The sequence below is a fragment of the Marinomonas atlantica genome (assembly GCF_001639725.1).
Lineage (GTDB): Bacteria > Pseudomonadota > Gammaproteobacteria > Pseudomonadales > Marinomonadaceae > Marinomonas > Marinomonas atlantica.
Genome location: NZ_LTAW01000001.1, coordinates 338,444 through 351,715 on the forward strand (window position 1 = coordinate 338,444; position 13,272 = coordinate 351,715).

The following is a 13,272-nucleotide window of genomic DNA, read 5'->3' on the forward strand; positions in this document are numbered from 1 at the left end:
TGCTGATCTTCGCAGTACTTACTAATTGGCTTTGTCTTGATACCAAAAATAATTCAATACAATACGTACTGGCTTCCTTCATTTATTTGAAAGACGCTTTTTACACAGGATCAATAGAGATGAATAATAACAATCAACTACCTCTTATTGGTGTTCGAGTCGTGGACTTTGGACAACAAATTGCTGCTCCCGCTGTTGCAATGGTGCTTGCCGACCTTGGCGCAACAGTGATTCATATTGACCCACCACAAGGCCCCCAGTGGGTAAGTCCTGCCAACGCAGTGCTAAATCGCAATAAACAATGCATAAACATTGATCTAAAATCCTCCAAGGGACTAAGTCAAGCATTACAGCTGATTGATCAAGCCGACATTGTTATCGAGAACTTTCGTCCTGGTGTTTTGGCGAGACTAGGTGTTGATTTCGAAGAATTAAGAACCAAGCGCCCTGAGCTGATTACTTTATCAATACCAGGCTTTGCCAGTAATGACATGTTAAGAAGAGAATGGAAAGCAACAGAAGCGATTATAGCTGCTACGTCTGGCTCCTTTACGGATATGGGGTTTAATCGTGTACTTATGGGGATTGAACCTAGTTTCTCACCGGTTCCACTGGGTTCTTCCTATGCAATTTCACTTGCTGCAAGCTCTGCCATAATGGCCTTGTATGAACGGGCTCATCATGGCCATGGCGACCATATAGAAGTCCCTGTGGCAGCGGCTTTAATGGAAGGGCTTTCTTACAACTCTTATGTGATTGATGGTTTACCTGAACGCTATAAGACGATGCGTGAACGTGAAATTGAACACCGCCATACGTGTAGTATTGACATGAATCTATCGTATGAAGATCTACAAGAATACTTAGATCCTTTTTTTCGTACTTATGACTGTGCTGACGAAAGAAAGTTTTACTGTGTTTGCCCCTCTCATCGCAACCATGCAAAACGTGCGCTTCAAGTTCTAGGTATTTATGACGAGTTAATGGCTGAGGAGTTTCCTGAAGTCGATGATCTACATGCGCCTATTCATGAGTGGGAAGGCGAAACGTCACTCGGTGTTTATCCTCTCCCACCTAAATGGGCCAGAGTTATTTCCGAGAAAATGAAGAAAGCCTTTCTTACCAAGCCTGCTGGTGAATGGGATCGTATCTTTGGCGAAACAGGCATTCCAGGAGCTTCACAGCGTACTACCAAAGAATGGTTACGCGACGAACATACGAACCAAGCTGGTTTAATCATTGAAGTTGATGACCCAGAATATGGTTTGATGAAGCAGCCAGGGCCGTTAGTTTGGTTTGAACATAATGCCTCTGCTTTTATGCAGGCGAAGGCCAGACGGTTTGTCGACTTTGACACGGCATTAGACACCTTATGCACTGTCAGATCACCGCTTACACAGGATTTACCGCGAAGAAGTGAAGCGAATCAGCCTGGGGAAAAAGGCTGGTTAGATGGTAAAAAAGTGCTTGATCTGACTAATGTGATTGCTGGGCCACATTCGGCTGCATTTTTAGGAAGATTCGGCGCTGAAGTTATTAAGCTTGATCCTGTTAAACCGCTTTATGATCCATTAATTGGATGCCTGTACAGTTTTCAAACTGATATGGGCAAAAAGAAAGCACTGGTGAATATCATGACGGAAAAAGGCCGAGAAGTATTTAATCGACTTGTACAATCCGTCGATTTAGTGCTTATTAATGCGCCTGAGCGTCAGCTTGAAGCGCTTGGTCTTGATTCACAAAGCTTACTTGAGATCAATCCGAACGTATTGTTTTGTCGTTTGGATTGCTTCGGTGGTCCGTTGAGAGGACCTAAAACTGATTACATTGGCTATGATGATATTATTCAGGCCAATAGCGGCATCATGATGCGTTTTGGTGGCAGTGATACCCCAGAAGAACATGCTCATGTTGGAACGTTAGATGTTAACTGTGGCTTTGCTGCTGGTATGGGGATGGCGCTTTCGATGTACCATCAATTGGTCACTGGTCAAGTCAGCCGAGTGAGAACCTCTTTATCTGCCGTCACTAATATGGCGCAAATTCCATTTATGTTTGATTACGAAGGGAGAGGTCCATTCGACGAGGCCTCGGGTCGTGAAGTATTAGGCAACCATCCTCTATCGCATTTTTATGAAACAATGGATGGTTGGATTTTCCTTGATTCAGACCATAACGAGTTTGATAAATTAAAATCATTAGAAGGCTTAGCCGAACTTGGTGACACACCAGATCTGCACGAGTACTTAAAACATGCCTTCAAGCAGGCCGCAACATTGCATTGGCTAAACTTGTTAAGAGGGGCTGATATAGCGGTCGCTGAGCCAAATTCGATTGAAACACTGCGTCATGATTACGGTCGTATTCATGATGGTGAAGTAGGTACGCATTTTGGTAGCTATGCGTTCTCCGTTTATCCAGATCATCCTAGTGGTCACTGCTTTACTCAAATTGACCACTATTCTATTCGCCCTGAAAGAGCGGCCATTCGAGCCATTGCACCCACGGAAAAGTTCGGGCATTCAACCAAAGAGATCTTAGCCAGTGTTGGCTACAGTGAGTCTGAAATAGAGACCATGATCGAGGCTAATATTGCCAGCTTAGGCTGGGCTAAAGAATATTTGCCCAGTTAGGTTAAACAAAGATTAAAGGGTATGTCAGCAGGAGGAATTTGATCGCTCATGATGTGTGAGCCATTAATATCATTATGTAGAGACCCCATTTTTCTAGTTTGTTATATCTATTTTAGATTAATAGGATGACGTGGCGACAATAAAAAAAATAAAGAGGTTACCAATGCTAAAAGATAAAGAAATCGATGCCCTCATTTCCCAGCGGGGAATATTAAAAGGGCTTAATACAACCCTAGGTATAACAGCTTTAGTTATGGTTGTAGTGTTTATTCTCTATACTGTTTTGCTCGGTGAATTAGCCAGCCAGCAGTTCATAGGTCTGAAAAGTTGGATAGAAGAAACGTTAGGATGGTATTACATTCTTGTCATGCTGCTTGCTTTCGTTGTTTGTGCAACGTTAATGGTGAGTAAAGTTGGTGCAATTCGATTAGGTAGAGATAACGAAAGACCTGAGTTTTCAAACTTTGCATGGTTTTCTATGCTTTTTGGCTGTGGTACGGGTGCTGGCATGTTGTTCTTCTCCATGTCCGAACCGATGATACACTTTGCTAGCGGCTGGAGCGGTGGTAACCCTTTCATGAGTACCGAAGTGAAAGCAGCTGTGAGTGGTTTTTTTGAAGCTAAACAAGTGGCGCTTGCGGCAGGCTTACAACCAGGCGATGTGGGCTTTCCTATTCCTAATGATTTAGTCGCTGAAGCGGCCGTCGGCGGTCTAACTTTGACCGTATTCCATTGGGGGGCTGTTGCTTGGTCAATGTACGCAATCGTTGGCTTGTCGTTGGCGTATTTCTCTTTTCGTAAAGGTCTGCCTCTTTCCATTCGTTCTGCGCTTTATCCATTGATTGGAAATAGAATCTATGGACCCATTGGTCACGCTGTCGATATCTTGGCCGTTTTTGGTACCATCTTCGGTATTGCCACCACGCTGGGCTTGGGTGTAGAGCAGATTAGCTCTGGACTTATTTCGCTAAACGTTTTGGCCGAAAGATCCACCATGGTAACCGTTTTATCCATTGTATTTATTACCTTAATTGCGACCTTGTCTGCCACCAGTGGTGTTGCCAAAGGCATTAACATGCTGTCTCAATTTAATAGTTACATCTGTATTGCGATTATCTTGTATTTTCTAATTGCATCGAATGGTAACTACCTTATTGCAAACAGTTTGACTACGTTAGGTGACTACGCATCTCAATCGCTTTCTATGACGCTTTGGACGGCACGAAGCAGTGACGAACAAACTTGGCAGGGTGGTTGGACTATCTTCTATTGGGGGTGGTGGATTGCATGGTCTGCATTTGTGGGCATGTTCATCGCACGTATTTCTCGCGGCCGTACTATTCGAGAGTTTGTTATGGGAGTTGTGTTTATCCCAACACTTGTCTCCTTAGTGTGGTTTAGTGTTATTGGTTCAGCAGGTATCCATGCATCGATATATGGATCTGATATGAGCATTTACAACACCTCGGTAAACAACTGGGACTATGCAGGTACCTTGTTTACTGCTTTTGAAGTATTAACGCCTGGTGTTGCTGCGACGATCGCTAAAGTTTGTGCATTGGTTGTTGTGGTTGTGTTTTTTGTAACTGCGGCAGATTCAGGCACATTGGTATTAGGTCGACTGTTGTCATTTGGTCGTCGTCCTCCAATCCAGCAGCGTATTCTTTGGGGTACTTTATTGGGTGTGGTTACTCTGATGATTCTGCTAATGGGCGGTAATGAAGCATTGAAAGCCTTGCAAGCGGCTTCAATCGCGGGTGCTTTACCTTTCACGTTTGTCATCATTGCGATGATGTTTGGGCTAGTTAAGTCGTTACGCAAAGACAGTGAAAACTTTGTTGCGGATGAGGAGCAAGTCCGAAAAATAGTGGAAAGAGAAATAGCTGACCTTTCTTAAGAAGGGTTGCATCCACGTATCTGTTTCGACGCTTTGTCGAATTAAGAGAAGTTCCTCGCTAATACTCTACCTATTGGCGAGGAACTTAACTTAGTTAAACATTGTTCTATGTCCACTTCCTACATAAGCATAAAGGTCTAAGATAAGATTTTTAATCTAGATGTTACCTTCGACACTTTCCCGCCTAATAGCATTTTCTAGCAAACAATATAAATACCGCTAAACCTAAAAGCTTTTTCTATTTCTTAAGGGCATGACTATTGGTAGTAAAATGTCACGATAGAGTGCAAAGGTGGACCTCATGTGCTTAAAAATCGGAGCAAAGGTGCAATGGCCATAAATTGTCTGCTTGGGTGTTGAATAAAAACGCTTAGTCTTCAATTCTACATGTACGGATGAACGAAACGCTTCATGCAAAACGAATTAAACGATAAATAACCAAGGAGGCAACCATGTTGCAAGCAACACCAGAGGTTAACCATATTTCAGACATTATTAAAGTCATGAACAGCGGTATCGAGTTTTATCAAGAAGCGAAAGGGAAAGTCGACAGCGCAGAGTACACAGGCTTTTTTAACCGCATGATTGACGCTAAACAAGAGGCCGTCGCGGATCTTCAAAAGTTTGCGGTAGCCGAAACAGGTGATCTGGAAAACGGCTCTGACACCATGACGGAAGCGCGTAAAGCGTACACGAACCTTGTTGATAAGGTTTCAAGCACTTCTACAGAAACAAACTATGTCGATCAACTTGAAGAGGTTGAAGACAAAGTCTTAGCCGAAATCAGTACGGCTCTGGATAAAGACCAAGCGCCAGATTGTGAGGTGACTCTTCGTCGCGTTCACACGCGTATGAAAGAGTGCCATGACGAAATGCGTATGTTGAAAAAAGGCATTACTCATTAATCTTTAATTATTTTCAATAGTTAAAGATTAGAAGCCACACTTTCCCTAGAGCGTGGCTTTTTTGTGTCTAAAAAGTAGGCCGTTGAATATTAAACCCTTTAAGAGAAGAGTTAATTAGGTACTTGCTAAAGTAGTCGGTAAAACGCTCGTCTACTACTTTTCGTCGCAACTGGCTGGCGTGGCGTAAGTACAGTTGACCATTCTTTCTAATCGCAATGGATTGATGTGTCACATTAAGGTTTGTGCCAATCCACTGCTTCACATCGTAATTGGGTCTGACCATGCTGATAATGCTCCCAGAAGGGATACGATTAAGCAGTGCCTGATTAAGATAGGCGTCTTCTATGTATGACTTAATTGCTAACTGGTGCCATGCCTTTTGTCGACCTTTTTCGTCCAGTAATGAATCTGATTGAATGGAAAGCGCGGCTTGTTTACGTTGAGCAATGCCTGCAGTCGTCGCACGCTGCGCAACGAACAAAGCTGTAAGTGGAATATAAGGTGTTTTTACTGACTCAGGGGAGAATGGTTGGCTTTCCCGATGTAAGTCATCTAGTAATCTTTGTTTATTGACCGTAGCCGATAATCCTTGGAGTCGGTCTTCTGACATGGCTCGATACCATGCTTTTTTATCGATTATGGTTTCTGCGGAGAGTTCAAAGCCTTGTCCAACCGTTGCTGTAATATCTGTCAGTAACCATTGATTGTTGGGGATCCAATCTGTACTGGTAAAGTGGTTGCGTGTGACAAATGAGACAATACCTTGTTGATAACGGATCTTCTGCATATGCTGAGGAAAGTCTCGTGAATGGCTTGATAAGGCGCCAGCGAGTACCGTTTCTACATAGGTTGTGCAATCAAACACATCAAATCGAAATAATGGATCTTGGTCATATCGACCTATCTTGCCTTCGCCAAGGTTACCATCGACATAAGGCTTATTCATGAGGCTAGCGCTGATTACTTCCATGCGGCTAGCAGTACTCATCTTTGTGTTGTGCATGCTGTCGATCAGGCCTAGAAAATCAGCTTGTGCGTAACTATGAGAGACATGCAGTGCGATCGATGTGAAGATGATAGTCGCTGAATGTTTCAATATAGGAGGAAGCATAAACGAGCCTTAGGTAGCGCTATATTTAAATTAGTGTGCATCAGAATCATACAGAACACTAGTAGTGAACTTTTATAGGTCGTATTTTATCAATGCGGCTGGAATGGTGTGATATGGCAAGGAACGTGAACGAGAAAAACAAAAAAGAGGCGATACCTTGCGGTATCGCCTCTTTTATTGTGCTACTTTAATTAAAAATTAAAGAGCAACGATGTTCTCAGCTTGAGGGCCTTTTTGGCCTTGAGTTACAACGAACTCAACTTTTTGACCTTCAGTCAAAGTTTTGAAGCCAGAGCCTTCGATTGCACGGAAGTGAGCGAATACGTCAGGACCGTTTTCTTGTTGAATGAAACCGAAGCCTTTAGTTTCGTTAAACCATTTTACTGTACCAGTCGTTTTATTAGACATAATGTATATCCTGTAGATAAAAAATAATAAGTGCCATTAAATGGCGGATGTAGCGGAAAAAAAGACAATATTTTAGATCTTACAAGACGAAGGACTACTACTAATAACGCGACGTAACGAGGATGTAAAAAACGCAAACTTTCTAGCTGCGATAAATATATGATCAATCGTTAATCATGTCAAAGGTTATTTTCATTTCTCGCTAAAATAATTGTGATTTTCTCCAAAGTGCCCCGTTAAAGGATACGAAGTGAATGCTCTGCAAAGTTTTCACGACGCTTCATCATTCTGACATCGCAATACCTTTGGCACACTGACCACAGTTCTACATTGACAACAAAAAAAGACAAAATGATGAAATTTTAAAAAAATATTCAGTTGATGAATCTATGCGTAAGATTTTGCAGCAAGATACCCAACAACGCCGATGACAATAATGCCTAACCAAGCGGTTGCCTTAAATATTGTCTTTTGCGTTTTATGGCGAAAGTGGGTTTGACCATACAACGCACCTAAACCGCCGCCTAATAAGGCGAAAATATGTAATACAAGCTCAGGAATACGCTCTTTATTTCGTAGTTTAGATTGACGTTTGTCATACCAGTAAAGCAGCGGCATAAGAAATACATTCTGTGAGACAGCAAAACTAATCAGCAACCACATATACAGGGGCTTAAGCTCGACAAATAACGTTATTTGTCGATTTAACCAAATCGCAGTAATTAAGTTCAGAGCGCCGAACGTCAGGCTCAATAGGGTGCTTATGGAAAGCCATTTCGCATAAATCGGTGGCAAGCTTGTGTCCTTAATGAGTTGAAAAGTAAAGCGTAGCGTGTCTTCGAACGCATTAAATAACAAGTGCTAATAAGAGTCCCACTGCGCTGGCGATCATCAACGGGATGCTGGCGCGAATCAACATGGCTTTTCCTCCAATACCGACGGTTAAACCGGCTTTAAGCAGGCCATTGACAGATGCCGCGATGACGATACCCAGTACGGCTGTTTCTAGCGCAAGGTTTTCACGGCTCATTCCTGATAGAGATAAGTTAATTGGATCGACATCGGCGACACCTGAAGCGGCCGCTAATATTAAGATACCAGTGTCTCCTAGTGTGGCTTGAAGGCCGCTACTAAGTAGCAAAATGGCGGTAAGTAATAGACCAAACCCCAATGCTGACCACATAGAAAGAGGGGAGGCAGGTGGTGCGATGTCTTCAGGAACGGATTGATTACCTCGATACCAGAGCCAAAAGGCTGGCAAGTAGGTGAGTGCTGCCATGGTCAGCGTTGGTATGGCTAATGGCATCAGTAAGTCAGGGTTAATAACACTTGCAACCAGCAGGACGCGTGGGTACATGGTCCCGCATGCAAACAAAACACCAGCCGCCAACAATGGGGATGCAGCAGGGACTTGTTTAGCCATTCGAGAAAATTGCAACGTTAAAGCGGTAGACGATGCAAAGCCTGCAAACAACGCAGTGGCCATGATGCCTTTGCGTGCTCCGGCAAATTTCATGGCAAAGTAACTGACAAACGAAATGCTGGAAATGAGTACTACCATCCACCAGATTTCATAGGGATTCAGCGCATCCCAAGGCCCCATGTCTTCATTTGGGATGACTGACAAAATCACCACTGAAATCAGCAATAGCTCCAACGCTGCCCACAGTTCTTTCTTTTCAATCAGCCATAACCAGCGGTGTAGTTCGCCTTTTAAACTGAGCAGTAGCGTTGTAATAACTGCAAGTGAAGAGGCCTCCACGACATACCCCAGCATAACCATTGCGCCATAACAAAACGCTAGAAGCGAAGCAATCAAAGAGGTTAGCGAGGCGCGCTCACGAGTGCTGTTTACGACGTAAGACGCAGTCAGAGCAAAAGCCAATGCGGCAAAAAAAACGCCAAGTAAATAACTACCAAGACTCTCGGAAAGCATGGCGGAGACCGCCCCTAAGAGAGAGATTAAGCCGTAAGTTCGCAGACCAGCAACGCGTGAGCCTTCTTTTTGGTCGCGGTATTTAAAGCCACGTTCAACGCCAATTAGCAGCCCCAAAGATAAGGCAATCGCCAGCAATACAATGGAAGATTCACTAAACTGCATAGCACCATCCTATTGTTTTTATTGAAGGAACGGCTTTTACCGTCATTCTAAAAGCGTAACACAAGATATGAAAAACGGTGCTGAAACCCAGTTAAAATAATGAGAGCCTGATTAAAGATAGGCAGAGCTGAGTGGGGTTGTTACAAGGGCTGACCGAATAGTCAAATTATCAGTAAAAAACGTGCTAAAGATTGAAGTGCCGCTCTACTGCCTCATATCGTATTCATCATAATGAATACTCGACGATTTGGAGTAAAGAATGTCTTTATCAAACACTGCGCTGTTCACCCCAGTTAAGCTAGGTATATTAGAGTTGCCTAATCGAGTGATCATGGCGCCTCTAACGCGTACTCGTGCGATCAATCATCAACCCAATGAGCTGATGGCCGAATACTACGCTCAACGTGCCAGCGCTGGGCTGTTGATTTCGGAATGCACCATGGTATCTGAAGGTACCTCCGCTTTTGGTCACGATCCTGGTATCTACCATCAAGATCAAATTGACGGTTGGAAGCTAACCACTGACGCGGTTCATAAAGCCGATGGTCGCATTTTTATGCAAATTTGGCATGCAGGACGCGCTGCACATCCACTGTTTAACAATGGACGTGAGGCCGTGGCGCCCAGTGCCATTGCGATTGACGACGTCACCCACACGCCGGAGGGGAAAAAGCCGTATACCGTACCACGTGCATTAACAGTGGAAGAGATTCAACAGGTTGTAGAAGACTTCCGCCAAGGCGCGATTAACGCCCGCGAGGCAGGCTTTGATGGTGTCGAGATTCACGGCGCCAATGGTTATCTGATTGACCAGTTTTTACGTGACAGCGCCAATCAACGCGAAGATATCTATGGTGGTTCTTTGGAAAATCGTACTCGTTTTCTACGGGAGATACTCGACGCAGTTACGGAGGTAATGGGTGCAGGACGTGTTGGCTTACGCCTGTCACCGCTCAACAGTTTTAATAGTATGCGCGACAGTGATCCGGTTGAATGGATGCGCTACCTTGCGAATCTCTTAAATGGTTACGATCTGGCCTACCTGCACGTAATGCGTGCGGACTTTTTTGATCAGCAACATGCCGATGTTGTCAGTGTGGCGCGCAATACCTACCAAGGTCATCTGATGGTTAACATGGCATACAGTGTTGAAGAAGCTGGCCAAACCATTGCTGATCATCAAGCCGACAGTGTCGCGTTTGGTAAGGCCATATTGGCGAACCCTGACTTTGTTGAACGCGCGAAAATCAGCGCGCCGCTGAATGAACCTAACCCTGAGACGTTTTATACGGATGGTGCCGAAGGTTACACCGATTATCCCTTTATGAATGCATAATCGAGGATTCAAAAAAAACCGCCGCTAGCGGTTTTTTTAGGTCTGAACTGGCGTGAAAGCGTTCAAACTGAGTAAGGTCTAGATTGTCTATTTTTTACAAGACAATGGAACTCAGTGTCATCTATGCTATGGCGTGAGGAGGGCTTATGGACAGCGTGCAGCATTTCAGTTCACCAGATCGTGCGATTAGTTTGATTTCGGGGCAATATCAGTCGTTTGAATTTGAACGACATTATCATCTTGATTATCACTTTGGCCTTATTACAAAAGGCCAACAACAGTTTGTATGTGCGGGAGAGCGATATCATGTTGGCCCCGGCGACGTAGTCGTGATGCCACCTGATACGTTACACGACGGTCGATCTATGGCTCATTCAGGTTATCATTCGCATGTGTTTTCGATTGAGCCAGAATGGTTCGATCACTTCTTGAGTGAATCAAGTATCCGTTCAGGATTAGGTTTCAAAAGTATTGTTTTAAACGACTCTAACGTCTTCACCTTGCTTAGACGCACCCATCTTGCACTGCGTTCAGGTGAGCTGAGTCAATTGGCGCAGGATTGTTTGCCTTATGAAAGCTTTTCGGCGGTTGTCTCTAAATATGGGCAAACTAAGCGATTAGAAGAAAGGCGTATTGGGCGAGTAACACTGGATATGTTACGTGATTTTTTAATGGCGCACCTAGCTGATTCCGTACATCTTCATCAATTGGCCGAATTGTGTCAGTTGACGCCGACTCAGTTTCAACGACACTTCAAAGCCTCGGTTGGTATGACGCCCTATGCGTGGTTCACACGTTTACGTCTAGAGCAGGCCATGAAGCTATTAAAGACCAACTTATCGAGCACCGAGGTAGCGCACCAAGTTGGCTTTTATGATCAAGCGCATTTTAGCAAATCTTTCAAACAAACCTTTGGTCTCACACCTTCGCAAGTGCGTTAGCTGTTCGTTTTTTACAAGCGAGCGCTTTTATTGAAGTGATACAGTCTTCTGCAATGGAGGACCTATATGAACGAAGTATCTATTCTTATCACTCTGGCGACGGTGCATTTTATTGCTCTAATGAGTCCAGGCCCTGACTTTGCCTTAGTCGTACAAAATGCCACACGTTTTGGGCGTCAAACAGGGATTTATATTGCTCTAGGCTTATCTTTGGGCATTTTGACGCATGCGATATTTAGCGTGACGGGGGTGAGTTATATTGTTCACCAACATCCGACACTCTTTGCACTGCTTAAGGGTGCAGGTGGTAGTTACTTGTTGTATTTAGGATTAGGCGCTTTATTCGTAACGTGGAAGCATTGGCGTGTGCCTTCTGCTTCAATAGTGGCTGATAACGCTATGATGCTGGCAAATAAGCGTTTAGCGTTTTGTCGTGGCCTTATGACGAATTTATTGAATCCCAAAGCATTGGTGTTTTTTATTAGCCTCATGTCGAGCTTGGTTCCGATGGGGATGTCTACCGCAGGTAAGAGTGCAGCTTTGATCATTATTTGGGGCTTATCGTTTACATGGTTTGCCATGTTGGCTTGGTTACTGACTCGTCCCACTATGCAAAGTGGGCTTCGAAAAATAAGCCGATACATCGACCTGTTGTGCGGAATTGTATTTACTCTATTGGGTGCTACCATTTTATATCAACTGGTGATGATCAATTTTGTGATGACTTAATCTTTTGCCTTTCATAATGGATTTTTATGGCATGATTAGCATAAGAGGCAAATATATGATGAATTTCAGTAAATGGTTAATTTTATGTTGGGCGGCAATGATTCCATTTTCATGGGCGGAAAACATGCATGTCTCTCTGACTGCAAATGAATGGCCTCCTTACACCTCCGCTAACATTGAGGGCGGTGGTCTCGTCATTGAGTTAATCAAGTCAGCATTTGCAGAAGAAGATGTAACCATAGATTACGTTATCATGCCTTGGGCGAGAGCGATGGCATCGGTTGAAGCTGTAAGGAAGGACGCTGTTGCCGCTTGGGTATAGCGAAGAGCGTAGTGAAACGTTTGTGTTTAGTGATGTGCTGTTAATCAATCATGCCGTCATGGTTAAAAGAAAAAACTCTGACATTCAATGGCAAGAGCTAGAAGACCTAATTCCTTACAGCTTTGTTCTGTTAATAGATGCGGTTAACGAAGAGCAGTTTGATCAATATGACGCACTAGATAAAACGTATGTCGGTGAAGAAAAACAGGCATTAGACATGGTAATAAAGAAACGTGTGGATATGACGGTAAGGGATCAAGGGATGGTCGAGTATTTGATCGAAACCGAGCCTGAACGCTTTGCCGGTAAATTGGATTTTGTCGAAAAAAAGTTAGCTCATAACGCATTGTCATTGATGCTTTCTAAACAACACCCAAACCGTGAAGAAATCATCGCCCACTTTAACCGTGGGCTCAGTAAAATTAAAGAAAATGGTCGTTATCAAGCGCTGCTTGAAAAATACAATGTGAGCGCATTGGAGCACTAGCTAGACCCACATTCTGTTCTTGAAGCGTGATTTTTAGAGTTGTAATCGCTTTTTGAGATTAGCTTCTCGGTGCAAACATAATAATGGCCATACCAAGTAACGCGACCGCAGACCCCATCAAGTCCCAGACGGAAGGCCGGATACCATCGACGGTCCATAGCCATAAGATGGCGACAAAAATATACACGCCGCCGTATGCTGCATAAACACGGCCCGACGCCGTCGGGTGCAAAGTCAGCAACCACGCAAACAGCATTAAACTCAGAGCTGCAGGCAGCAATAACCAAATGGGCTTGCCTTCGCGCAACCATAAGTAAGGCAAATAGCAGCCTACGATTTCAGCCAGGGCCGTCAGTAAAAACAGTCCAAGCGTTTTCAGTTCCGGCATGGTGGGTCCTTGTA

Annotated in this window: 13 protein-coding genes; 8 read left to right on the forward strand and 5 right to left on the reverse strand. The window is 44.0% G+C overall.

Annotated elements, in window-relative coordinates:
- Window positions 1-119: 119 nt before the first annotated feature.
- From AYW75_RS01560 to AYW75_RS01570, 3 genes are all read left to right on the forward strand, one after another.
- Window positions 120-2,633, forward strand: a complete 2,514-nt coding sequence (locus AYW75_RS01560; protein WP_067095029.1) for a CoA transferase — start codon at window positions 120-122, stop codon at window positions 2,631-2,633.
- Window positions 2,634-2,796: 163 nt separating this feature from the next.
- Complete coding sequence (locus AYW75_RS01565) at window positions 2,797-4,530, forward strand: BCCT family transporter (protein WP_067094397.1); 1,734 nt, start codon at window positions 2,797-2,799, stop codon at window positions 4,528-4,530.
- Window positions 4,531-4,982: 452 nt separating this feature from the next.
- Window positions 4,983-5,435: a PA2169 family four-helix-bundle protein gene (locus tag AYW75_RS01570; RefSeq protein ID WP_067094400.1), complete on the forward strand. Its 453-nt coding sequence runs from the start codon at window positions 4,983-4,985 to the stop codon at window positions 5,433-5,435.
- Between the two features lie 67 nt (window positions 5,436-5,502).
- Here the strand turns inward: AYW75_RS01570 and AYW75_RS18860 are convergent, their stop codons facing one another.
- The 4 genes from AYW75_RS18860 to AYW75_RS01590 form a co-directional block, all read right to left on the reverse strand.
- Window positions 5,503-6,546 carry an N-acetylmuramoyl-L-alanine amidase-like domain-containing protein gene (locus AYW75_RS18860; protein WP_067094403.1) on the reverse strand — a complete coding sequence of 348 codons (1,044 nt, stop codon included), beginning with the start codon at window positions 6,544-6,546 and terminating at the stop codon, window positions 5,503-5,505.
- 198 nt (window positions 6,547-6,744) lie between these two features.
- A complete protein-coding gene (locus tag AYW75_RS01580) occupies window positions 6,745-6,954 on the reverse strand; it encodes a cold-shock protein (RefSeq protein ID WP_067033204.1) in 210 nt (69 codons plus the stop codon).
- A gap of 387 nt (window positions 6,955-7,341) precedes the next feature.
- The gene (locus AYW75_RS18740; RefSeq protein WP_197478874.1) at window positions 7,342-7,749 is read right to left on the reverse strand and encodes a DUF1294 domain-containing protein; all 408 of its coding nucleotides are present in this window, start codon (window positions 7,747-7,749) and stop codon (window positions 7,342-7,344) included.
- Between the two features lie 52 nt (window positions 7,750-7,801).
- Window positions 7,802-9,055, reverse strand: coding sequence for an MgtC/SapB family protein (locus tag AYW75_RS01590; protein WP_067094406.1), 1,254 nt, complete (start codon window positions 9,053-9,055; stop codon window positions 7,802-7,804).
- Between the two features lie 259 nt (window positions 9,056-9,314).
- Between AYW75_RS01590 and AYW75_RS01595 the strand changes: the two genes are divergently transcribed.
- The 5 genes from AYW75_RS01595 (at window position 9,315) to AYW75_RS01615 (ending at window position 12,870) form a co-directional block, all read left to right on the forward strand.
- Window positions 9,315-10,391: an alkene reductase gene (locus AYW75_RS01595; protein WP_067094409.1), complete on the forward strand. Its 1,077-nt coding sequence runs from the start codon at window positions 9,315-9,317 to the stop codon at window positions 10,389-10,391.
- 146 nt (window positions 10,392-10,537) lie between these two features.
- Window positions 10,538-11,332: an AraC family transcriptional regulator gene (locus tag AYW75_RS01600; RefSeq protein WP_067094411.1), complete on the forward strand. Its 795-nt coding sequence runs from the start codon at window positions 10,538-10,540 to the stop codon at window positions 11,330-11,332.
- A 66-nt stretch (window positions 11,333-11,398) separates the two neighbouring features.
- Window positions 11,399-12,061: a LysE family translocator gene (locus AYW75_RS01605; RefSeq protein WP_067094413.1), complete on the forward strand. Its 663-nt coding sequence runs from the start codon at window positions 11,399-11,401 to the stop codon at window positions 12,059-12,061.
- 55 nt (window positions 12,062-12,116) lie between these two features.
- Complete coding sequence (locus AYW75_RS01610) at window positions 12,117-12,383, forward strand: type 2 periplasmic-binding domain-containing protein (RefSeq protein WP_067094416.1); 267 nt, start codon at window positions 12,117-12,119, stop codon at window positions 12,381-12,383.
- Complete coding sequence (locus AYW75_RS01615; RefSeq protein ID WP_067094419.1) at window positions 12,367-12,870, forward strand: substrate-binding periplasmic protein; 504 nt, start codon at window positions 12,367-12,369, stop codon at window positions 12,868-12,870. Before AYW75_RS01610 ends, AYW75_RS01615 begins: the two co-directional genes overlap by 17 nt.
- Window positions 12,871-12,928: 58 nt before the next feature.
- On the opposite strand, the gene AYW75_RS01620 is transcribed toward AYW75_RS01615, so the two are convergent.
- Window positions 12,929-13,258: a YnfA family protein gene (locus AYW75_RS01620; RefSeq protein WP_067094421.1), complete on the reverse strand. Its 330-nt coding sequence runs from the start codon at window positions 13,256-13,258 to the stop codon at window positions 12,929-12,931.
- Window positions 13,259-13,272 lie beyond the last annotated feature (14 nt).

Excerpts from the sequence above, each read along its gene's own strand:
- AYW75_RS01560 (WP_067095029.1), top strand. The coding sequence starts at position 120 with ATGAATAATAACAATCAACTACCTCTTATTGGTGTTCGAGTCGTGGAC.
- AYW75_RS01565 (WP_067094397.1), top strand. The coding sequence starts at position 2,797 with ATGCTAAAAGATAAAGAAATCGATGCCCTCATTTCCCAGCGGGGAATA.
- AYW75_RS01570 (WP_067094400.1), top strand. The coding sequence starts at position 4,983 with ATGTTGCAAGCAACACCAGAGGTTAACCATATTTCAGACATTATTAAA.
- AYW75_RS18860 (WP_067094403.1), bottom strand. The coding sequence starts at position 6,546 with ATGCTTCCTCCTATATTGAAACATTCAGCGACTATCATCTTCACATCG.
- AYW75_RS01580 (WP_067033204.1), bottom strand. The coding sequence starts at position 6,954 with ATGTCTAATAAAACGACTGGTACAGTAAAATGGTTTAACGAAACTAAA.
- AYW75_RS01590 (WP_067094406.1), bottom strand. The coding sequence starts at position 9,055 with ATGCAGTTTAGTGAATCTTCCATTGTATTGCTGGCGATTGCCTTATCT.
- AYW75_RS01595 (WP_067094409.1), top strand. The coding sequence starts at position 9,315 with ATGTCTTTATCAAACACTGCGCTGTTCACCCCAGTTAAGCTAGGTATA.
- AYW75_RS01600 (WP_067094411.1), top strand. The coding sequence starts at position 10,538 with ATGGACAGCGTGCAGCATTTCAGTTCACCAGATCGTGCGATTAGTTTG.
- AYW75_RS01605 (WP_067094413.1), top strand. The coding sequence starts at position 11,399 with ATGAACGAAGTATCTATTCTTATCACTCTGGCGACGGTGCATTTTATT.
- AYW75_RS01610 (WP_067094416.1), top strand. The coding sequence starts at position 12,117 with ATGATGAATTTCAGTAAATGGTTAATTTTATGTTGGGCGGCAATGATT.
- AYW75_RS01620 (WP_067094421.1), bottom strand. The coding sequence starts at position 13,258 with ATGCCGGAACTGAAAACGCTTGGACTGTTTTTACTGACGGCCCTGGCT.